The organism is Streptomyces sp. NPDC102406, assembly GCF_044765725.1.
In the GTDB taxonomy this organism is placed as follows: Bacteria; Actinomycetota; Actinomycetes; order Streptomycetales; family Streptomycetaceae; genus Streptomyces.
In genome coordinates, this window is sequence record NZ_JBIWKP010000006.1 from 57355 (window position 1) to 77974 (window position 20620).

Here is a 20620-nt window from a genome sequence, read left to right on the forward strand (position 1 = left end):
TTGCGTACTCACCAGTAGCTGCCTCCACGTACCCTGATCCAGGACCAGTTCTCATCGGTTATCGGGGCATATGGGGGGAGCACTGTCGTGGAGTTCCGGCTGCTCGGCGCGGTCGCCGTGGCCACGGAGAGCGGGGAGCTCCCGCTCGGTCCGGCCAAGCGGCGCAGCCTGCTCGCGGCGCTGCTGCTGCGCCCCAACACCGCGGTGCCGCTCGACCAACTGATCGACGCCCTGTGGCCCGAGGGCCCGCCCGCGCGCGCCAGGACCGTGGCCCAGGGGCACGTGTCGCGGCTGCGGGCGCTGCTCGCGCAGGGCGGCGCCGACGTGTGGGGCGTCCGGCTCGTGACGCGCGGCGACGCCTACGTCCTGGAGATGCCCGAGTCGCTCCTGGACGCCCACCGCTTCGAGGAGCTGGTCCGGCTCGCCCACGACCAGCGCCGACCCGACGACGCGGCGGCCCTCCTGCGCGAGGCACTCGCCCTGTGGCGCGGCCCGGCGCTGGTCGGCGTCGCCTCCGGCGGCCCGCTACGGGTCGCCGCGGACGGCCTGGAAGAGGACAGGATCTCGGCGGTCGAGCAACTGGCCCGCACCTACGGAGAGTTCGGCGACCACGCCCGCGCCGCCTCACTGCTGCACGCCGAAGCCGTCGCCCACCCGATGCGGGAGTCGCTGGCAGCGGCCCTGATGCGGGCACTGTTCCGCTCGGGGCGCCAGTCCGACGCCATCGACCAGTACCACCGCACCCGCACCCAGCTCGCCGAGGAACTCGGCGTCGACCCCGGCTCCGCGCTGCGCGAGGCGTACGCGGAGATCCTGGCGGGCGGCCAGGACCGACCGGCCGCCGCCGCGCCGGAACCCGAGCCCGCGCCCACGCCCGAGCCCGAGCCCGCACCCGCCGCCGACGGGCCCGACCTGCTGCCCCGCGCGCCGCGCGGCTTCGTCGGCCGCGACCGGGAACTGGCCGCGATCACCGCGACCGCCCGCCGCGAGCACGCCGTCGTCGTCATCACGGGCCCCGCGGGCGTCGGCAAGTCCGCGGTCGCACTGCACTGGGCGCACACCGCCCGCGAGCGCTACGACGGCGTCCTCTTCGCCGATCTGCACGGCTTCAGCGACGAGGGCACCGGCACCGGTGACGCCTGCCCGGAGACGGCCGACGTGCTGCGCGAGTTCCTGATCGCCCTCGGCACCCCGCCGCGTGACCTCCCCGACACCCCGGGCGCGCTGGCCGCCGCCTACCGCAGGCGCACCGAGAACCGCCGCCCCCTCGTCGTACTCGACAACGCCCGCACCGCGGCCCAGGTCCGCCCGCTCCTCCCGGCGGGCCCGGGCAGCGCCGTGCTCGTCACCTCACGGCTGCGGCTCGACGGACTCGCGGTCAGCGAACTCGCCCGCACCGTCGACATCGGCGTCCTCGACGGCCCCGCCTCCGCCACGCTGCTCGCCGCCGCCACCGGCGCCGGCGCCGAGGACCGCCTCGCCGCCGAACCCGCCGCCGCCGCCCGCCTCGCCGACCTCTGCGCGGGCCTGCCGCTGGCGCTGCGCGTCGTGGCGGCCCGCATCAACGCCCGCCCGCAGTGGCCGCTCGCCCCGCTCGCCGAGGAGCTGGCCGACGAACAGCGCCGCCTGGCCCTCCTCGACGTCGACGACACCGGGGTCGCCGCCGCCCTGCGGCTCACCCTCCTCGCCCTGCCCGCCGACGCCCGGCTGCTCTTCCACCACCTCGGCGACCTCCCAGGACCCGACCTCGACCGCTACGCGGCCGCCGCCCTCACCGCCACCACCCCGGCCGACGCCGCCACCGCCCTGGACCGCCTCGCCGCCGCCCACCTCGTCACCGAGCGGACCCCCGGCCGGTACGGGATGCACGATCTGGTCCGCCTGTACGCGCGCGGGCCCGCCCGCGACCACCTCCGCCTCCCCGCGCCCGCCCCCGGGAGCGGGACGGCCGAACCCCCCGGCGAACCCCTCGTCCGCCTCCTCGACCACTACGTCCGCACCACGCTGCGCGCCGCCGCCGTCGCCGAACCCGACGACCGGCCCTGCTGCGCGCCGCCCCCGGACGCGCGCACCGACCGGGGCGGGCCGCCGCTGCCCGACCGGGCGAGCGCGCTCGCCTGGTTCGCCGGGCAGCGCGAGAACCTGACCGCCGCCGCCGGAGCCGCCTTCGCCGCCGGCCTCGACGACCGGGCCTGGCGGCTCGTCGTCCTCCAGTGGCCGTCCATCGTCGGATACGTACGCGACGACTGGATGCCGCTCCTCGAAACGGGCCTGACCGCGGCCGTCCGCCTCGACGACCCGGACGCCGAGGCGCGGGTGCGCGCCCTGTGCGGCTGGGTCCTCACCGAGGAAGGGCGCCTCGACGAGGCCCTGGAGCACCTGGAGCGCGCCCCCGCACTGGCGGCCCGTGCGGGCGACCCCTCCAGCGAGGCCACGGCGCTGATCAACCTCGCCGTCGCCCTGGACCGCGCCGGCGCCGCAGGCCCCGAACCCCTCGCCCATCTGGCCCGCGCCGCCGAACTGGCCCGCGCGGCAGGCGACGTACTCACCGAACTGCTCGCCCTCGAACACCGGGCCCGCCGCCTGCTCGCCCTCGACGACCACCCGGCCGTCCTGGACTGCACGGAGCGCGGGCTGACCCTGCCCGGGGCCGGTGGCGAAGGACTCGCGCCGCTGCGCCAGACGCTGCTGCGGATCTCGCGCGGCGCCGCGCTGCTCGCCCTCGACCGCGCCGAGGAAGCCCGCGCCTGCCTGCGCCGGGCCCACGAGGACGCGGTGCGCCACGGCTTCGACGAGGGCGTACGCGGGGCGAAAGCCCAGCTCACCCGGGTCGACAGCCAAACGGCGACGGGGCGCTAACGCGAGGGCGACCGGACGGCGACCACGACGGGCACGGTAGGAACCACAGCGGCCCACCGGACCAGGCGGCCGCACGGAACCGGGGGAACACCACCATGACCCGCACCATCGCCCGTACGACCGTCCTCGCCACCGCCGCCATGGCGCTCGGCCTCACCCTGACCGCCTGCTCCGGCGGCGAGAGCGGCACCAAGGACGAAGGGGCCGCCGCGCCGGCGGGCAAGAGCGCCCCCCAGGTCACCGGCACCGGCACCGACGCCGGGACCGCCACCGACGCCGACGCGAAGGCGACCACCGGCACGCGGGCGGGCGGCGCGTCCAAGGCCGAGGCCGCGAAGAGCGGCTCCGCCGCGAAGGGCGCCACCGGCGCGTCCGCCACCAGGTCGGCGCCCGAATGCAAGGTGACGTCGCTCGGCTACACCCTTCAGCGCAAGAACCCGGAGCAGCAGGGCGACCACCTGCTGATCACCGCGGTCAACAAGTCCGGCAGCGCCTGCACCGTGCAGAAGTTCCCGGTCGTCACCCCCGGCGACGCCAACGGCGACGTCCCCCTCGCCAAGGACGACCAGCAGCCCGCGCAGCCGCTGCTGGTGCGCCCCGGCGCCGCGGTGTACTCCGCGCTCCCCGTCTACCAGGACATCAAGGCCGAGGACGACTACTTCACGTCGATCCGGCTCTCCCTGGTCATGAACGACGCCGACGCCTCCGGCGCCTTCGTCACCCTGAAGACGCCGGGCGAGGTCGAGTACGCGGCCAAGCAGGCCGACGGCATCGAGGTGCTCTCCTGGAACACCCGCAAGCCCTACGACTACTGACCCGCGCGTCAGACCTGCTGCTCGTCCATCCCGGCGAGCACCAGCGGCAGCCGGTCCGCCCCGCCCTCGGCGACGCGGACCGGCACGCCCCAGTCCTGCTGGTGGACGTGGCACGCCGGGTACTCCTCCTCGGCCGCGTCGTCGCAGGACGCGGCCATCGCCGACACGTGCAGGACGCCCTCGGTGACCTCGGGGTTCAGCACCAGCTCGCGGGCCAGGTCGGTGCCCGCGCCGTCGCCGGACACCAGCAGCTCGGGCGGCGTCGCGGAGACCAGGAGGCGGGTCGAGGGGCCGTACCGGGTGTCGAGCTTCTGCCCGGCCGGCGCCTGGAAGATGACGTCCAACGCCAGCGTGCCGCCCGCCACCTCGGTGGCGGCGCGCCGCGTGCGGTGGGCCACCGACTCGACGCGTACGGCCTCCTCGGGCAGCCGCAGCCGGGTCAGCCGGTGCCGTGCCGACTCGACGACCACGATGTCCTCGCCCACGAGCACGGCGTCGCTGGGCTCCCGCAGATCCGTCGCCAGCGTCGTCACCTGCCCGGTCGCGGGGTCGAAGCGGCGCAGGGCGTGGTTGTACGTGTCGCAGACCGCGACCGAGCCGTCCGGCAGCGCGGTCACGCCCAACGGGTGCTGGAACAGGGCCTGTCCGGCGTCGCCGTCCCGGTGCCCGAAGTCGAACAGGCCGGTGCCGACGGCCGTGTGGACGCCCCCGTCCGGATCGACGTAGCGCAGCGAGCTCGTCTCCGCGTCGGCGACCCACAGACGCTCCTCGGTAGCGGCGAGCCCCGAGGGCTGCGCGAACCACGCCTCGGGCCCGGGCCCGTCGACCAGCCCCTCGTTCGTCGTCCCGGCCGCGACCTCGACCGTCCTCGCCGCCGGGTCGTACGTCCACAGTTGGTGGACACCGGCCATGGCGATCCACACCTTGCCGCCGAAGACGGCCACGTCCCACGGCGACGACAGGTCGACCTCGAGCGAGGGACCGCTGTTCGCCGTCGCCTGCCACCACTGCCGGCCGGTGCCCGCGAGCGTGCTGATCGTGCCGCTCGCCAGGTCCACCGCGCGCAGCGCGTGGTTCACGGTGTCGGCGACGACGACCGTCCGCTCGTCGAGCAGCGCGAGGCCCTGCGGTTCGTTGAAGGAGTCCGGGCCGAAGCCGCGCTCCCCGCTCCCGATGCGCCGCACGACGCTCTCCCCGTCGGCCGCCAGCTCCACGAGCTGATGGCGGGTGGTGTCGCTGACCAGGAAGTTCCCCGACGGCAGCAGGATCGCCTTGCCCGGGAAACGCAAGTCCGTCGCGACCGGCTCGGGCGCGACATAGGGGCCCTCGCCGCGGTGCAGCGTGCCCTTGGCCTCGTGCTCGGCCTCCAGCTCCGCGACGAGCGCGGCGATGGCGTGCGCGTGCCCCTCCCCGGCGTGCTGCGCGACGACGTACCCCTCCGGGTCGATCACGACCAGCGTCGGCCAGGCCCGCACCGCGTACTGCTTCCAGGTGGCGAGCTCGGGGTCGTCCAGCACGGGGTGCTCCACGCCGTACCGCTCGACGGCGTCTACGACCGCGGCGTGCTCGGCCTCGTGCACGAACTTCGGCGAGTGCACGCCGATGATCACGAGCGTGTCCCGGTGCTTCTCCTCCAGCTCCCGCAGCTCGTCGAGGACATGGAGGCAGTTGATGCAACAAAAGGTCCAGAAGTCCAGTACGACAATGCGTCCACGCAGGTCGGCAAGGGTGTATTCCTTGCCTCCCGTATTCAGCCAGCCGCCTTTGCCGATCAGCTCGGGGGCACGGACACGGGCACGGCGGGGCGCTGCGGGAGCGGAGTCGTTCATGTTTCAAGGGTGCCACGCGCGTCACCCGAGCAGCCCCGGGTGTTCTCCGAAAGGCGTCCGGGCGCCCGGGCGCGGGCACTCATCCACGTATGCGCTACGAAGTCAGAGAACGGATCTTCGCCATCGGCGAGGACTACTGGATCGAGGACGAGAACGGGAACAAGGCGTTCCTTGTCGACGGGAAGGCGATGCGGCTGCGGGACACCTTTCAGTTGAAGGGCCCCGACGGCCGTGTCCTCATCGACTTCCACAAGAAGATGCTCGCCCTGCGCGACACCATGGTCATCGAGCGCGGGGACGAACAACTCGCCACGGTCAAGCACAAACGGCTGTCGCTGCTGCGCAACCACTACCGCGTGGAGCTGGTCGACGGCACCGAACTCGACGTCAGCGGCAAGATCCTGGACCGGGAGTTCGCCGTCGAGTACGAGGGTGAACTCCTCGCCGAGATCTCCCGCCGCTGGCTGCGCGTGCGCGACACGTACGGCGTGAACGTGGTCCGTGAGGACGCCGATCCGGCCCTGATCATCGCGGTCGCGGTGTGCGTCATCCACCTCGCGGAGAAGGAGGGAGGCGACGGGGACGCCGACTGAGGCGCCCCCGCACGGTCAGCGCCGGGGCGGGGCGAGTCCCAGGAGCCGGTCCTTCAGTGCCGGGAACTGCTCCCGGGTCGTCGCGACGCGGGCGGGGTCGAACTCCACCCGCAGCACCTCTTCCCCGGCCCCCGCCTGCGCCAGCACCTCGCCCCACGGATCGACCACGATGCTGTGCCCCGCCTGGGGGACGCCCGCGTGGGTCCCGGCGCCCGCGCAGGCCAGCACGTACGCCTGGTTCTCGACGGCCCGTGCCTGCGCGAGCAGCGTCCAGTGGGCGCGGCGCCGCTCGGGCCAGCCGGCGGAGACGAGCAGGGTCTCGGCGCCGCGGTCCACGAGCCCGCGGTACAGCTCGGGGAAGCGCAGGTCGTAGCAGGTGCTGACGCCGAGGACGGTCTCCGGCAGCGGGACGGTCACCAGCTCCTCGCCCGCGCTCATCAGCACGGCCTCGCCCTTGTCGAAGCCGAAGCGGTGGATCTTGCGGTAGGCGGCGGCGAGTTCCCCGTCGGGGGAGAAGATCAGCGCGGTGTTGTAGAGGGGGCCCTCGGGGTCCCGCTCGGGGATCGAACCGGCGTGCAGCCACACGCCCGCGTCGCTCGCCGCCTTGGACATCGCCGCGAAGGTGGGCCCCTCCAGCGGTTCGGCCTCCTCCGCGAACAGGTCGTAGGCGAAGGCGCCGGTCGTCCACAGCTCGGGCAGCACGACCAGGTCGGCGCGGCCGGACTCCTCCCGTACCAGTGAACTGACGCGCCCACGGCGCTCGTTGACCGATTCGGCTGCTTTGTCGCCTTCGTCGGCGTTTACCGCGATCTGGATGAGGGAGGCGCGCACACTACCACCGTCCTGGCATGGAAGCCGTCAACCCGGGCCTACGATCGTCACACGAAAGCACTGCATGGGTGCCTACGGGCAGCGTACTGTGCCAGTCCGGGGGAGCCCCCGGACCCCCACCGACGCGACCCGATCCACCCACCGCCCGCGCCGCCGCCTACCTCACCGCCCGTGTACGACACCGCTCAAGGGGTCCCTTTCCGTGAGTCTCCACCCCAGCCTTCAGTCCTACGCCGACGCCTGGACCCACTCCGTGGAAGCGATATCGGAGCTGGTCACACCGCTCGTGGAGGGTGAGTGGAACCGGGCGACGCCCTGCCCCGGCTGGTCGGTACGGGACATCGTCTCCCACGTCATCGGGCAGGACTGCGAGATGCTCGGCGACCCGCGCCCCATCCACACCCTGCCGCGCGACCTCTACCACGTCCGGACCGAGACGCAGCGCTACCACGAGGTCCAGGTCGACGTCCGCCGCCACCACACGGCGCCGGAGATGGTCGCGGAGCTGGAGTACACGATCATCCGCCGCTCGCGTCAGCTCCGCAACGAGAGCCGCGACCCCCAGACCATGGTGCGCGGCCCGCGCTCCGTGGAGGAGACCCTCGAATTCGCCATGCGCAGGCGGGCGTTCGACATCTGGGTGCACGAGCAGGACCTGCGCTGGGCCCTCGGCAAGCCGGGCAACCTCGACTCGCCGGGCGCCCACGTCACCCGTGACCTGCTCCTCGCCGCCCTGCCCAAGATCGTCGCCAAGGACGCGGGCGCCCCGCCGAACTCGGCGATCGTCATCGACGTGCACGGCCCCGTCGAGTTCCTGCGCACCGTCCGCGTCGACGCGGACGGCAAGGGCACGATCGACGGCGCCCCCTCCCTCGGCCCGGCGGTGACCCTGGCCCTGGACTGGGAGACGTACGTGCGCCTGTCCTGCGGGCGCGTCACACCGGAGGCGGTCGCGGACCGCGTGAAGAAGGACGGCGACCCCGCCCTGGCCTCGGCGATCGTGGCGGCCCTGAGCATCACGCCGTAGCGCGCCGGGCGCCGGGCCCGCCCGCCACGGCCCGGCGCACCACCCACCCGCTCAGGCGGGGACGTGCACGGACGTGACCCGGGAGGCGACGAGCCGCTCCCGCTCGGCGCGAGCCGCCCGCTTGCGCAGGCGCAGGATCTGCCCGACCCCGAGCGCCTGCAACACGTACACCGCCGCGAACGCCACGCGGTAGTTGTCACCGGTGGCGTCGAGCAGCACACCCACCGCGAGCAGCGTCGTCATCGAGGCCACGAAACCGCCCATGTTGACGATTCCCGACCCGGTCCCCTGCCGCTCCGGCGGATTCGCCGGACGCGCGAAGTCGAACCCGATCATGGATGCGGGCCCGCACGCCCCGAGCACCACGCACATCACCACGAGCAGCCACATCGGCGCCCGTCCGGGCCAGGCGATCGGCGCCGCCCACACCAGGGCCGTCATCCCGACCGTGCCCAGCGCGAGCGGCAGCCGCGCCGTGTGGTGCCGGGCCACGATCTGCCCGTAGACGAGCCCCACCACCATGTTGGCGAGCACCACGAGCGTCAGCAGTTCGCCCGCGGTGCCGCGCGAGAGTCCCTGCGCCTCGACGAGGAACGGCAGCCCCCACAGCAGCAGGAACACCATCGCCGGGAACTGCGTCGTGAAGTGCACCCACAGGCCGAGCCGCGTCCCCGGCTCCCGCCAGGCCGCCGCGATCTGCCCGCGCACGAAGGCGGCGCCCTTGTGCGAGGTCGGGGTCGGCGGCGGCTCGAACCCCTCGGGGTGGTCCTTGAGGAACAGCGTCATCAGCACCAGGACGACGACCCCCGCGAGCGCGCTGCCCGCGAACGCCGCCTCCCAGCCGATGCCGTGCAGCAGCCGCGCGATGACCAGCGTGGAGACCAGGTTGCCCGCCATGCCGACGAGCCCGGCGAGCTGCGCGACCAGCGGCCCGCGCCGCGCCGGGAACCAGCGCGTACCGAGCCGCAGCACGCTGATGAAGGTCATGGCGTCGCCGCAGCCGAGCAGCGCGCGCGAGGCGAGCGCCATGCCGTACGAGGACGAGAAGGCGAAGCCGAGCTGTCCGACCGTGAACAGGACCACGCCGAACGTCAGCACCTTCTTCGTGCCGAGCCGGTCGACCATCAGGCCGACGGGTATCTGCATGCCCGCGTAGACGAGCAGTTGGAGGATGGAGAAGGTGGAGAGCGCGGACGCGTTGATGTGGAACCGCTCGACGGCGTCGAGCCCCGCCACGCCGAGCGACGTACGGAAGATGACGGCGACGAAGTAGACGGCGACGCCGATGCCCCACACCGCGATCGCCCGGCGGCCACCGGGCGGATCTCCGGGCAGGGAGGAGGCGTCGGCGCTCATCGCACGTCTCCCCGTGCCAGGTTCTGGAACCAGCCGACGTGCCGCTTCACCACGGCGACCGCCGCCTCCACGTCGCCCGCGCGCAGCGCGTCGAGGAGTTCGCCGTGCTCGGCGAGGGTCTTGGCGATGCGGTCGGGGTGGGAGTGCATCACGGCGACGCCCATCCTCAGTTGCCGGTCGCGCATCTGGTCGTAGAGGCGGGACAGGATCTCGTTGCCGCCGCTGCGGACGATCTCCGCGTGGAAGCAGCGGTCGGTCGCGGCGGCGTCGGCGAACCGGCCCGCGGCGGCCTGCTCGCGCTGGGTGTCGAGCAGCTCCTCCAGGCGGTCCAGGAGCCGGGGCCGCGCCGGGACGGCCTTGCGCACGGCGTGCTCCTCGACGAGCAGCCGGGTCTCCACGACGTCCGCGATCTCCTGCGCCGAGACGGGCAGCACCAGGGCGCCCTTCTTCGGGTAGAGCCGCAGCAGCCCCTCGACCTCCAGCTTGAGCAGCGCCTCGCGCACCGGTGTGCGGGACACTCCGACGGCCTCGGCGAGCTCGCCCTCGGTGAGCAAGGTCCCGCCCTCGTAGCGGCGTTCGAGCACGCCGCGCTTCACATGGTCGTAGACCCGCTCGGCGGCCGGGGTGCGTTTCTCGGTGGCGCGTTTCTCCGCGGTGCGTTTTTCGGCGAGGGTCGAGGGCATGCGCACATCATAGATACAACACGTACGCAAGCCGGGCCACGTCCACCATGCGGGACACAAGAATCATGCGTCTGTTGTGCAACCACTCCGCCGCCTCAGGTGTCTCAACAGTGCGCGTCCCGCCCAAGGGGCGGTGCATATGGGGCACTTGGAGCGTTCACCTTGAATACTCGTATAACGGGCATCGCCGTTCTCGTCGCGGGAACCATGCTCACCAGCGGAGCTCTGACCACCTCCGCACAGGCCGCCACCACGGCTCCGGCCACACCCACGATCGCCGCGGCCGGTGGCTTCGTGATGAACAACGGGACGGGCAAGTCCCTGTTCACCAAGGCGGCGGACACCCGCAGATCGACGGGGTCCACCACCAAGATCATGACGGCCAAGGTGGTCCTGGCCACCAGGAACCTCAACCTGGATTCCAAGGTCACTGTCCAGAAGGCGTACAGCGACTACATAGTGAAGAACAACGCCTCGTCGGCCCGGCTGATCGTCGGCGACAAGGTCACCGTGCGTCAGCTCCTCTACGGGCTGATGCTGCCGTCGGGCTGCGACGCGGCCTACGCGCTCGCGGACAAGTTCGGCTCGGGCTCGACGCGGGACGCCCGGGTCAAGTCCTTCATCGGCAAGATGAACAAGGCCGCCACGGACCTGGGTCTGAAGAACACCCACTTCGACTCGTTCGACGGCATCGGCAAGGGCAAGAACTACTCGACACCGCGCGATCTCACCAAGATCGCGTCGTCGGCGATGAAGAACTCCACGTTCCGCACGGTCGTGAAGACGAAGTCGACCAAGCAGAAGGTCACGACGAAGACCGGTGGCTACCGGTACATGTCGTGGTCCAACACCAACAACCTGCTCGGCTCCTACTCCGGCGCCATCGGAGTGAAGACCGGCTCGGGCCCGGAGGCCGGCTACTGCCTGGTCTTCGCGGCGACGCGCAGCGGCAAGACGGTGATCGGCACGGTCCTGAAGTCGACGTCGGTCAACGCCCGTACGTCCGACGCCAAGAAGCTCATGGACTACGGCTTCAAGAAGTAGCACCCAGCGGCGGTTCGGCCGTACGCAGGAGGGGCGCCCCGGAGTTCCGGGGCGCCCCTCTCGCGTGCTCGCGCGCTACGCCCAGGTGATCAGACGCTTCGGGCGCTCCAGGACCGCCGCCACGTCCGCCAGCACCTTCGAGCCCAGCTCCCCGTCGACCAGGCGGTGGTCGAAGGAGAGCGCCAGCGTCGTCACCTGACGCGGCCTCACCTTGCCCTTGTGGACCCACGGCTGGGGCTTGATGGCGCCGACCGCGAGGATCGCCGACTCCCCGGGGTTCAGGATCGGGGTGCCGGTGTCGACGCCGAAGACGCCGACGTTGGTGATGGTGACCGTGCCGCCCTGCATCGCCGCGGGCGACGTCCTGCCCTCGCGCGCCGTGGCCACCAACTCACCCAGTGCGGACGCCAGTTCGGGCAGCGTCTTGGCGTGGGCGTCCTTGATGTTCGGCACGATGAGCCCGCGCGGGGTCGCCGCGGCGATGCCCAGGTTCACGTAGTGCTTCTGGACGATCTCCTGATTGGCCTCGTCCCAGGCCGCGTTCACCTCGGGATGGCGCTTGATCGCGACGAGCAGCGCCTTGGAGATCAGCAGCAGCGGATTGACCCGCAGCCCCTGCATGTCCTTGTCGGCCTTCAGCTCCTCGACGAGCTTCATCGTGCGCGTCACGTCGACCGTCACGAACTCCGTGACGTGCGGCGCCGTGAACGCGGAGCCGATCATCGCCTGCGCCGTCGCCTTGCGGACGCCCTTGACCGGGATGCGGGTCTCGCGGACACCGTCGTACGACGGGGCGGGCGCCGCGGGCACGGTCGCCGCCACCGGGGAAGCCGGTGCGGGGGTCTGCGCGGGATCCTGCGCCGGCACCTCGGGCGCGGGCGCCACCGCGGCGTGCACGTCCGCACGGGTGATGATGCCGTCGGGGTTCGACGGGATCACCGCCGTGAGGTCCACGCCGAGATCCTTGGCGAGCTTGCGCACCGGCGGCTTCGCCAGCGGACGCTGCTCGACGGCCGGGGCCGCCGTCCCGTTGGCCGCCGGGGTCTCGGCGCCCTTGCGGACCCGCCGCTTCGTCGACGTCTCGGCGACGCCGTAACCGACGAGGACGGGCTGCCTGCCCTGCGGCTCGGCGCTCTCCGCCGCCACCTCGGGGGCCGTCTCCGCGACGGGCTCGGGCGCGGCCGGTCCGTCGGAGGCCACGTCCACCGAGATGATCACCTGGCCGACATCGACGGTCGTGCCCTCGGGGAACAACAGCTCCTTGACCACCCCGTCGAACGGGATCGGCAGCTCGACGGCCGCCTTCGCCGTCTCCACCTCACAGACGACCTGCCCGTCCTCGACGGTGTCGCCGGGCTTGACGTACCACTTGAGGATCTCGGCCTCGGTGAGGCCCTCGCCCACGTCGGGCATCTTGAATTCGCGCGCCATGACTCTCAGCCTCCTCAGTACGCCAGCGAGCGGTCGACGGCGTCGAGCACCCGGTCAAGGCCCGGCAGGTACTCCTCCTCCAGGCGCGCCGGCGGATACGGCGCGTGATACCCGCCGACCCGCAGCACGGGCGCCTCCAGGTGGTAGAAGCACCGCTCGGTGATCCGCGCGGCCAGCTCGGACCCGGCCCCGAGGAAGACCGGCGCCTCGTGCGCGACGACCAGGCGCCGCGTCTTCTCCACCGACTTCTGTACGGCGTCGAAGTCCATCGGGGAGATCGAGCGCAGGTCGAGGACCTCCAGGGACTTGCCCTCCTCCGCGGCGGCGGCAGCGGCCTCCAGGCACACCTTGACCATCGGCCCGTACGCGGCGAGCGTCAGATCGGTGCCCTCGCGCGCGACGACGGCCTTGTGGAGATCGCCGGGGACGGCCTCCGTGTCGACCTCGCCCTTGTCCCAGTAGCGCCGCTTCGGCTCGAAGAAGATCACCGGGTCGTCGCTCTGGATGGCCTGCTGGAGCATCCAGTACGCGTCCGACGCGTTCGACGGCGAGACCACCTTCAGCCCCGGCACATGCGCGAACAGCGCCTCGGGCGACTCGCTGTGGTGCTCGACCGCGCCGATGCCGCCGCCGTACGGGATACGGACGACGACCGGCGTCTTGATCTTGCCGAGCGCGCGGGCGTGCATCTTCGCGAGCTGCGTGACGATCTGGTCGTAGGCGGGAAAGACGAAGCCGTCGAACTGGATCTCCACGATCGGCCGGTAGCCGCGCAGCGCCAGGCCGATCGCGGTGCCGACGATGCCTGACTCGGCGAGCGGGGTGTCGATGACCCGCTCCTCACCGAAGTCCTTCAGGAGGCCGTCGGTGACCCGGAAGACACCGCCGAGCACGCCGACGTCCTCACCCATGACGAGGACCTTCGGGTCGTTCTCCAGCGCCGTGCGCAGCGACTCGTTGATCGCTTTGGCGATCGGAAGTTTCTGTACCGCCATGACCTCAGGCCTCCCCAGCCGCTTCGTCGGCGAACGACGCCTGGTAGGCGACGAACTGCGCGCGCTCCTCGTCGACGAGCGCGTGCCCGTCCGCGTACACGTTCTCGAAGATCGCCAAGTGGCCCGGGTCCGGCATGGCCCGTACGACATCGCGCACTCGCTTGCCCAACGTCTCGCTCTCGGCGTCGAGTTCCGCGAAGAATCCCTCGTCCGTGTCGGTTTCGGACTCGAGATAGGTGCGCAGGCGAAGGATCGGGTCCTTCGCCTCCCACGCGACGCGCTCCTCGTCGGCCCGGTACTTCGACGGGTCGTCGGAGGTGGTGTGCGCGCCCATGCGGTACGTGAACGCCTCGACCAGGGTCGGGCCCTCCCCGTTCCGCGCCCGCTCCAGCGCCCACCGGGTCACGGCGAGGCAGGCGAGCACGTCGTTGCCGTCCACCCGGACGCCGGGGAAGCCGAAGCCCTGCGCGCGCTGGTACAGCGGCACCCGCATCTGGCGCTCGGTCGGCTCGGAGATCGCCCACTGGTTGTTCTGGCAGAAGAACACCACCGGCGCGTTGTACACGGCACCGAAGTTGAAGGCCTCCAGGACGTCGCCCTGGCTGGAGGCGCCGTCGCCGAAGTAGGCGACGACCGCGGAGTCGGCGCCGTCCTTGGCCACGCCCATCGCGTAGCCCGTGGCGTGCAGCGTCTGCGAGCCGATGACGATGGTGTACAGGTGGAAGTTGTTGCTGTTGGGGTCCCAGCCGCCGTGGTTCACACCGCGGAACATGCCGAGCAGGTTGGTCGGGTCGACGCCGCGGCACCAGGCGACACCGTGCTCGCGGTAGGTCGGGAAGACGTAGTCGTCCTCACGGGTGGCCCGCCCCGAGCCGATCTGGGCGGCCTCCTGGCCGAGCAGCGACGCCCACAGACCCAGCTCGCCCTGGCGCTGGAGGGCGGTGGCCTCGGCGTCGAAGCGGCGGGTGAGGACCATGTCGCGGTACAGGGCGCGCAGCTCGTCGTCGGTGATCCCGTCGACGTACGCGTCGTACACCGCGGTCCGCGCGTTCCTGACCCGCTTGCCCTCCGGGGTCAGCAACTGGACCAGCTCCGGCCGGGCCGGGGCGGTTTTCCTCGGGGACTTCTTCGCGGCGGCCCGCTTGCGCGGCGGCTGTGCCTTCTGCGCGGCGGCAGTGCTGTCAGCACTGTCTACGGTCACGTGTGCTCCTCCGTCGGTCCGGCCCCCGGGATTGCCGGATGGCCAGTCGGCTCGGCTCGCCTGATCCGTCCACGCACGGGGTGGGTGCGGTGGAGCCGGGTTCAGGCGTGACTAGAAAGAACGAAAAGAACCTGTGCTCCGGCAAGCACCCTTCACCCAGCACGTTACCCAGTGCGACACACATCTGCGAAACCCCATCTGACCTGCGATTTTGCTTGGATTTCCAAGTACTTCCTTGCTTGGATCTCCTAGTACTCGCACGAAGGACGAAGCGCCGCAGGTCACAGCCGTGGTCTGAGTCCTGGGTCACAGCCTGGCAGGGGGCCGGAACACCGGCACGTTATCCCGGTCACCCGGGGCGCGGGAAGAGCTGGTGTGTGAGACTGAATCCGTGCGCGAAGACGGAAAAATCACGGTATTTCTCCTCGACGACCATGAAGTGGTGCGCCGCGGCGTCCACGAGCTGCTGGCGATGGAGGAGGACATCGAGATCGTCGGCGAGGCCGGCACGGCCGCCGACGCGCTCGTCCGGATCCCCGCCACCAGGCCCGATGTCGCCGTCCTTGACGTGCGCCTGCCGGACGGCAGCGGCGTCGAGGTGTGCCGCGAGATCCGCTCCAAGGACGAGTCGATCCGGTGCCTGATGCTGACCTCGTTCTCGGACGACGAGGCCCTCTTCGACGCGATCATGGCCGGCGCCTCCGGATACGTGCTGAAGGCGATCCGGGGCACCGAGCTGCTCACCGCGGTCCGCGACGTGGCGGCAGGCCGGTCCCTGCTCGACCCGGTGGCCACCGCCCGGGTCCTGGAGCGGCTGCGCGACGGTGGCCGCGCCAAGGACGACGACCGGCTCGCGGGCCTCACCGACCAGGAGCGCAAGATCCTCGACCTGATCGGGGAGGGCCTGACCAACCGCGTGATCGGCGAGCGCCTTCACCTCGCCGAGAAGACGATCAAGAACTATGTCTCCAGCCTGCTGTCCAAGCTCGGCATGGAGCGCCGTTCGCAGGCCGCGGCCTACGTGGCCCGCATGCAGGCCCAGAAACAGTCCTGAGCGGCCCGGCCCCCACCCGGCCCCGAACGGGCGCCCCGCGCGCGTGCGCAAGGGACCTACGTCCCTCGTGCAGGGGGCGGGAGGCCCTTCTGCGGCACCCGGTCGGCGGCGCACAGTGGTGGCATGCCCTCCGAGACGCAGCCGCAGGACCTCGTGCGCGGCTTCGAACTGCTCGCCCGCGTGCCCTACGGCCGGGTGGCGACCAGCATGCGCGCCCTGCCCTTCCTCGCCGCCGCCCGCCACATCGTGGTGGACGGCCGGCTCCTGCTGCGCCTGCACCGCGGCTACGGCTACCACGTGGCCTGCGTAGGCAGCGTGGTCGCCTACGGCGCCGACAACCTGGGCGGCCCGGCCGCCGCGGTCGCCGAGAGCGCCGGGCAGTGGTCGGTGCAGTGCGTGGGCACCTGCGTCCAGGTCGAGCCGACCACCGCCGAACTGGAACTCTTCGGGCCCGCTCCGCACTTCGCGGACGAGGACCTCTTCGACCCGGTGTACCTGCGCGTCGACCCGCAGTTCGTGACCGTGCACGAACTGCGGGGCGGATCCGCGGGACACCCGCCCCACGCGCGCGTGCGGCGCTTCTAGGACGCCCCGGAAGCCAGGACGCCCCAAAAGCGCCGCACGGGCGCTTCCGTGGGCGTGCGATCAGTTGACGCCGCCGTCGGTGCCCGCCACGACTCCGGTGCCGCCGTCGGTCGCCCCACCGGTGGTGTCGCCGCCTTCGTCGTCCGTCTGCGTGGGCGACGCGGGCGGCGTCTCCGGCTGCGACTGCGTGGGCGTCTCCGGGTCCGTCGGCTCGTCGGACGGCTGCGTCGGCTGGTTCGTCTGCGACTGCGTCGGCGTCGGGTTGCCGGTGGGGGGCTGGTACGACGGGGTGTAGTCACCCTGCCCACCCGTGCCCTGGCCCGGGTCCTGCGTCTCGCTCTCGGTCGCGCTCTCCTCGGCCGACTTGCTCGGCTTGTCCGTCTTCTCGGACCGGGTCGCGGTCGGCGACTGCTTGGTGCCGCCCCCGCCGCCCTTGCCGTTGCTCGCGTTGAGCGCCAGCGCCACACCCACCGCGATCGCGATGACGGCGAGCACCGCGACGATCCACAACCTGCCGCGCCCGCCCCGGTTCCCGCGGCCGTCGAAGCCGCCGTCGTCCGCGCCCGGCGGGCGCAGCATCGGCTGCGCCGCCGTGCCGTTGTCCCCCGGGTGCGGCAGCGCGGTGGTACCGGCCAGGCCCATCGCCGCGGTGTTGCCGCCCGTGTGCATGGGCGCGTCGACCGGGCCGGTGTTCCAGGTGCCGGTGTGGCCGCCCTGCTCGTACAGCATCGACAGGCCGTACTGGACCAGGCCGCGCATCTCCTCGGCCGTCTGGAACCGGTCGTCGGGGTCCTTGGCGAGCGAGCGCATGACGAGGCCGTCCAGCTCCGGCGGTGTCTCGTCCGAGACCTCGGAGGGCGGCACGGGGATGTCCTGGACGTGCTGGTAGACGACGGACAGCGGCGTCTCACCGGTGAAGGGGGGCCGCAGCGCGAGGAGTTCGTAGAGCAGGCAGCCGGTCGCGTACAGGTCGGAGCGATGGTCGACGGCCTTGCCGAGGGCCTGCTCGGGCGACAGGTACTGGGGCGTGCCCATGACCATGCCGGTCTGCGTCATCGTGGACTGCGCGCCGTGCAGGGCGCGCGCGATGCCGAAGTCCATCACCTTCACCGCGCCGGTGTGGGTGATGATCACGTTGGCGGGCTTGATGTCGCGGTGCACGATGCCGTGCTGGTGCGAGTAGGCGAGCGCCTCCAGGACACCGGAGACGATGATCAGGGCCTGCTCGGGGCCCGGTGCCTCCGCGTTCAGCAGGAGGTCGCGGATGGTGCGGCCCTCGACGAGCTCCATGACGATGTACGGGACGGTCGAGCCGTTCACGTAGTCCTCGCCGGAGTCGTAGACCGCGACGACGGCGTGGTGGTTCAGGCCCGCGACCGACTGCGCCTCGCGCGTGAAGCGGGCTTTGGAGACCGGGTCCTCGGCGAGGTCGGAGCGGAGCAGCTTGACGGCGACGGTGCGCCCGAGGCGCACGTCCTCCGCTGCGAACACCTCGGCCATGCCGCCCCGGCCGAGTCTGTGGGTCAGCCGGTACCGGCCGTCCCCGACGAGCCCGCCGTTACCCCACATCTCCGGCGCATCTGACATACCGCCGCCAGTCGCCTCGGGGTCGGACGGGCCCTGAGCGCGCTGCTGCTGTGCCATCAGTCCTCGCCGTCGTTTCTGTCCGTGCCGCCATTGCCGCCGGAACCCTGCGTCGGAGTACGCGCGGTGGTGAATTACGGTCTCCGTCGGGCCACGCTACAGGCTTCGGCCGCGACCCCGTTCCGAGATGGACCGGACATCAAACCCGTTGCCGTGCAGGCCTTGCAAATCGTGCGCGCAATTCTCGCACCCGGTTCCCCACCGTTCCATGCCCCTTTCCTGTAACGCTTGCGCGACGCTTCCCGCCCGTACGGTCACGGATCGGGCATCGCGCTTGACGTGCCCGTGGCCTCGGGCAGACTTGGCCGGGAATAGCTGAATTCGATCACCGGCCGCGCCGACGCGGGGCGCTATGGGGGACGTGGAAGATGAGCCAAGACGGCGGCGCCGGCGGCAGGTACGCGGGTCGTTCCGTGGCGGACGGGCGGTATCAACTGCGCGACCTGCTCGGCCAGGGCGGCATGGCCTCCGTGCACCTCGCGCACGACACCCGGCTCGACCGCGCCGTCGCCATCAAGACTTTGCACACGGAACTCGGGCGGGAGGACGCGTTCCGCCAGCGCTTCCAGCGCGAGGCCATGTCCGTGGCCAAGCTCACGCACACGAACATCGTCTCGGTCTTCGACTCCGGCGAGGACGAACTCGACGGGATCATCACCCCGTACATCGTCATGGAGTACGTCGAGGGGCTCCCCCTCGGCTCGGTGCTCGACCAGGACGTGCGCCGACACGGTGCCATGCCCTCCGACAAGGCCCTGCGGATCACCGCCGACGTGCTGGCCGCGCTGGAGATCAGCCACGAGATGGGCCTCGTGCACCGCGACATCAAGCCGGGCAACGTGATGATGACGAAGCGCAATGTCGTCAAGGTCATGGACTTCGGTATCGCCCGCGCCATGCAGTCGGGTGTCACGTCGATGACGCAGACCGGCATGGTCGTCGGCACCCCGCAGTACCTGTCGCCCGAGCAGGCCCTGGGGCGCGGCGTCGACGCCCGCTCCGACCTGTACTCGGTCGGCATCATGCTCTTCCAACTGGTCACCGGGCGCCTCCCCTTCGAGGCGGACTCGCCGCTGGCCATCGCGTACGCGCACGTCCAGGAGGAGCCGGTCGCTCCCTCCTCGATCAACCGGTCGCTGCCGCCGGCCATCGACGCGCTCGTGGCCCGCGCGCTGCGCAAGAACCCGAACGAGCGTTTCCCGAGCGCGGAGGCGATGCGCGACGAGTGCCTGCGCGTGGCCCAGTCGCTCGCCGGGACCCCGTCCGTCGCGCCGAACATCGTGCCGGGCGCCCAGACCTCCAGCGGCGCGGGCGTCGGCTCGGCCGTCTTCCCGCCGGTCGACCAGAGCGGGGTCCCGGCCCCGGGCCCGGTCCAGACGCCGTACCAGCCGACCCCCCAGCCGAACCCGTACGGAACGCCGCAGCCCCAGGCCGGGTACGGCTACCCGCAGCAGAACATGCAGGGCGGCTACCAGAGCGGCTACCAGACCCCGCCGCCCGCGTCCCCGTACGCGCAGCAGGGGCAGACCCCGCCGCCGTACGGGCAGCAGTCGACGACCAGCACGTCGATCCCGGGTGGCGGGCGGCGTAACAAGGCGGTGGTCATCGCCTCGACCGTCGTCGCGCTCCTCGCCGTCGGCGGCCTGATCACGGCCCTGACGATGAACGGCGGGGGCGACGACAAGGGCGGCACCGACAAGCCGTCCACGTCCGCGGTCGCCGGGCACAAGGGGCCCGACCTGACGAAGACGATCGAGACGGACGAGTGCACGGAGCCCTACAACGGCTCCAACGACGAGAACAAGATCAAGATCCCGGACTTCTACCTCAAGAACATCGACTCGGTGAAGGCGTGCCTGCGGGCCGCGGGGTGGCAGAAGACCATCAAGCCCTACGACGAGAACACGTACGGCGAGGGCGCGGTCATGGACCAGTTCCCCGCCGCCGGCACCGAGGTCGACCCCGAGAAGGTCACCATCCAGCTCAGCGTCTCCACGGGCAACCCGGCCTCTTGAGGGCGCGTAAGGCCCCTGTCGGCGCGCGGGGACGATGACCGCCCCCGCGCGTACGGCTTCTACAGGTACGGTCCGCCCGAGCGGCCCATGGTCCTCGGGTCCTGGTCCTCGTCGTCGCCGCCGACACCCGGCGGCAGTGCGCGGCGCATCTGCTCCAACTGGGCGCGAGCCGCCATCTGCTGGGCGAACAGCGTCGTCTGGATCCCGTGGAAGAGGCCTTCCAGCCACCCCACCAACTGGGCCTGCGCGATGCGCAACTCCGCGTCGCTCGGGGTCGTGTCGTCGGTGAAGGGAAGGGAGATCCGCTCCAGCTCCTCGACGAGTTCGGGCGCGAGCCCGTCCTCCAGCTCCTTGACCGAGCTGGCGTGGATCTCCTTGAGCCGCTGCCGGCTCGCCTCGTCCAGGGGAGCCGCGCGCACTTCTTCGAGAAGCTGCTTGATCATGCTGCCGATGCGCATCACCTTGGCAGGCTGTTCCACCATCTCCGTCACCGGGACCTCGCGGGAATCGTCGTCTCCGCCGCCGCCGAGAGCCATTCCGTCCTGGCCCACGACCAGGATCTGGGGGTTCTCCGGCGACCGTTCGTTCCTCGGCATCTCCATGCCGCCATTCTCTCGCACGGAACTGTCACCTCTCGGTGGTGCCCCCCTTGCGGAGT

Annotated in this window: 17 protein-coding genes; 8 read left to right on the forward strand and 9 right to left on the reverse strand. The window is 71.7% G+C overall.

Features of this window, described 5'->3' with window-relative positions; genetic code table 11:
* The first annotated feature begins 87 nt into the window (after window positions 1-87).
* Window positions 88-2859 carry a BTAD domain-containing putative transcriptional regulator gene (locus tag ACIRF8_RS24290; protein WP_404217592.1) on the forward strand — a complete coding sequence of 924 codons (2772 nt, stop codon included), beginning with the start codon at window positions 88-90 and terminating at the stop codon, window positions 2857-2859.
* 95 nt (window positions 2860-2954) lie between these two features.
* Complete coding sequence (locus ACIRF8_RS24295; RefSeq protein WP_404217594.1) at window positions 2955-3674, forward strand: DUF4232 domain-containing protein; 720 nt, start codon at window positions 2955-2957, stop codon at window positions 3672-3674.
* A gap of 8 nt (window positions 3675-3682) precedes the next feature.
* Here the strand turns inward: ACIRF8_RS24295 and ACIRF8_RS24300 are convergent, their stop codons facing one another.
* Window positions 3683-5503 carry an NHL domain-containing thioredoxin family protein gene (locus ACIRF8_RS24300; protein ID WP_404217595.1) on the reverse strand — a complete coding sequence of 607 codons (1821 nt, stop codon included), beginning with the start codon at window positions 5501-5503 and terminating at the stop codon, window positions 3683-3685.
* A gap of 89 nt (window positions 5504-5592) precedes the next feature.
* Between ACIRF8_RS24300 and ACIRF8_RS24305 the strand changes: the two genes are divergently transcribed.
* Entirely contained in the window at window positions 5593-6096 is a 504-nt protein-coding gene (locus tag ACIRF8_RS24305; RefSeq protein WP_404217596.1) for an LURP-one-related/scramblase family protein, read from the forward strand.
* A 15-nt stretch (window positions 6097-6111) separates the two neighbouring features.
* On the opposite strand, the gene ACIRF8_RS24310 is transcribed toward ACIRF8_RS24305, so the two are convergent.
* Window positions 6112-6927: a carbon-nitrogen family hydrolase gene (locus ACIRF8_RS24310; protein ID WP_404217597.1), complete on the reverse strand. Its 816-nt coding sequence runs from the start codon at window positions 6925-6927 to the stop codon at window positions 6112-6114.
* Between the two features lie 202 nt (window positions 6928-7129).
* Between ACIRF8_RS24310 and ACIRF8_RS24315 the strand changes: the two genes are divergently transcribed.
* On the forward strand, window positions 7130-7954 hold the full coding sequence (locus ACIRF8_RS24315; protein ID WP_404217598.1) for a maleylpyruvate isomerase family mycothiol-dependent enzyme: 825 nt from the start codon (window positions 7130-7132) through the stop codon (window positions 7952-7954).
* Window positions 7955-8005: 51 nt separating this feature from the next.
* Here ACIRF8_RS24315 and ACIRF8_RS24320 read toward each other — a convergent pair whose 3' ends face one another.
* On the reverse strand, window positions 8006-9310 hold the full coding sequence (locus ACIRF8_RS24320) for a nitrate/nitrite transporter (protein WP_404217599.1): 1305 nt from the start codon (window positions 9308-9310) through the stop codon (window positions 8006-8008).
* A complete protein-coding gene (locus tag ACIRF8_RS24325) occupies window positions 9307-9993 on the reverse strand; it encodes a GntR family transcriptional regulator (protein WP_404217600.1) in 687 nt (228 codons plus the stop codon). The genes ACIRF8_RS24320 and ACIRF8_RS24325 overlap by 4 nt, the downstream gene beginning before the upstream one ends.
* Window positions 9994-10200: 207 nt before the next feature.
* Between ACIRF8_RS24325 and ACIRF8_RS24330 the strand changes: the two genes are divergently transcribed.
* The gene (locus tag ACIRF8_RS24330; protein WP_404218183.1) at window positions 10201-11037 is read left to right on the forward strand and encodes a D-alanyl-D-alanine carboxypeptidase family protein; all 837 of its coding nucleotides are present in this window, start codon (window positions 10201-10203) and stop codon (window positions 11035-11037) included.
* 75 nt (window positions 11038-11112) lie between these two features.
* On the opposite strand, the gene ACIRF8_RS24335 is transcribed toward ACIRF8_RS24330, so the two are convergent.
* Genes ACIRF8_RS24335 through pdhA form a run of 3 tightly spaced genes read right to left on the reverse strand, consistent with a single transcriptional unit; the run spans window position 11113 to window position 14664 of the window.
* Complete coding sequence (locus ACIRF8_RS24335) at window positions 11113-12468, reverse strand: dihydrolipoamide acetyltransferase family protein (protein WP_404217601.1); 1356 nt, start codon at window positions 12466-12468, stop codon at window positions 11113-11115.
* A 14-nt stretch (window positions 12469-12482) separates the two neighbouring features.
* On the reverse strand, window positions 12483-13463 hold the full coding sequence (locus ACIRF8_RS24340; RefSeq protein WP_404217602.1) for an alpha-ketoacid dehydrogenase subunit beta: 981 nt from the start codon (window positions 13461-13463) through the stop codon (window positions 12483-12485).
* Between the two features lie 4 nt (window positions 13464-13467).
* The gene (gene pdhA / locus ACIRF8_RS24345; protein ID WP_404217604.1) at window positions 13468-14664 is read right to left on the reverse strand and encodes a pyruvate dehydrogenase (acetyl-transferring) E1 component subunit alpha; all 1197 of its coding nucleotides are present in this window, start codon (window positions 14662-14664) and stop codon (window positions 13468-13470) included.
* Between the two features lie 391 nt (window positions 14665-15055).
* Here pdhA and ACIRF8_RS24350 point away from each other — a divergent pair, with 391 nt between their 5' ends.
* Both ACIRF8_RS24350 and ACIRF8_RS24355 read left to right on the forward strand, forming a co-directional pair.
* Complete coding sequence (locus ACIRF8_RS24350) at window positions 15056-15718, forward strand: response regulator (RefSeq protein ID WP_404217605.1); 663 nt, start codon at window positions 15056-15058, stop codon at window positions 15716-15718.
* Window positions 15719-15841: 123 nt separating this feature from the next.
* A complete protein-coding gene (locus tag ACIRF8_RS24355) occupies window positions 15842-16303 on the forward strand; it encodes a pyridoxamine 5'-phosphate oxidase family protein (protein WP_404217606.1) in 462 nt (153 codons plus the stop codon).
* Between the two features lie 60 nt (window positions 16304-16363).
* On the opposite strand, the gene ACIRF8_RS24360 is transcribed toward ACIRF8_RS24355, so the two are convergent.
* Window positions 16364-17947, reverse strand: coding sequence for a protein kinase (locus ACIRF8_RS24360; protein WP_404217607.1), 1584 nt, complete (start codon window positions 17945-17947; stop codon window positions 16364-16366).
* Between the two features lie 368 nt (window positions 17948-18315).
* On the opposite strand from ACIRF8_RS24360, the gene ACIRF8_RS24365 reads away from it, so the two are divergent.
* Window positions 18316-19962, forward strand: coding sequence for a protein kinase (locus tag ACIRF8_RS24365; protein ID WP_404217608.1), 1647 nt, complete (start codon window positions 18316-18318; stop codon window positions 19960-19962).
* 59 nt (window positions 19963-20021) lie between these two features.
* On the opposite strand, the gene ACIRF8_RS24370 is transcribed toward ACIRF8_RS24365, so the two are convergent.
* Entirely contained in the window at window positions 20022-20564 is a 543-nt protein-coding gene (locus ACIRF8_RS24370; protein ID WP_404217609.1) for a bacterial proteasome activator family protein, read from the reverse strand.
* Between the last annotated feature and the right edge of the window lie 56 nt (window positions 20565-20620).

Excerpts from the sequence above, each read along its gene's own strand:
- ACIRF8_RS24295 (WP_404217594.1), top strand. The coding sequence starts at position 2,955 with ATGACCCGCACCATCGCCCGTACGACCGTCCTCGCCACCGCCGCCATG.
- ACIRF8_RS24300 (WP_404217595.1), bottom strand. The coding sequence starts at position 5,503 with ATGAACGACTCCGCTCCCGCAGCGCCCCGCCGTGCCCGTGTCCGTGCC.
- ACIRF8_RS24305 (WP_404217596.1), top strand. The coding sequence starts at position 5,593 with ATGCGCTACGAAGTCAGAGAACGGATCTTCGCCATCGGCGAGGACTAC.
- ACIRF8_RS24320 (WP_404217599.1), bottom strand. The coding sequence starts at position 9,310 with ATGAGCGCCGACGCCTCCTCCCTGCCCGGAGATCCGCCCGGTGGCCGC.
- ACIRF8_RS24325 (WP_404217600.1), bottom strand. The coding sequence starts at position 9,993 with ATGCCCTCGACCCTCGCCGAAAAACGCACCGCGGAGAAACGCGCCACC.
- ACIRF8_RS24330 (WP_404218183.1), top strand. The coding sequence starts at position 10,201 with ATGCTCACCAGCGGAGCTCTGACCACCTCCGCACAGGCCGCCACCACG.
- ACIRF8_RS24335 (WP_404217601.1), bottom strand. The coding sequence starts at position 12,468 with ATGGCGCGCGAATTCAAGATGCCCGACGTGGGCGAGGGCCTCACCGAG.
- ACIRF8_RS24340 (WP_404217602.1), bottom strand. The coding sequence starts at position 13,463 with ATGGCGGTACAGAAACTTCCGATCGCCAAAGCGATCAACGAGTCGCTG.
- ACIRF8_RS24355 (WP_404217606.1), top strand. The coding sequence starts at position 15,842 with ATGCCCTCCGAGACGCAGCCGCAGGACCTCGTGCGCGGCTTCGAACTG.
- ACIRF8_RS24360 (WP_404217607.1), bottom strand. The coding sequence starts at position 17,947 with ATGGCACAGCAGCAGCGCGCTCAGGGCCCGTCCGACCCCGAGGCGACT.
- ACIRF8_RS24365 (WP_404217608.1), top strand. The coding sequence starts at position 18,316 with ATGAGCCAAGACGGCGGCGCCGGCGGCAGGTACGCGGGTCGTTCCGTG.
- ACIRF8_RS24370 (WP_404217609.1), bottom strand. The coding sequence starts at position 20,564 with ATGGAGATGCCGAGGAACGAACGGTCGCCGGAGAACCCCCAGATCCTG.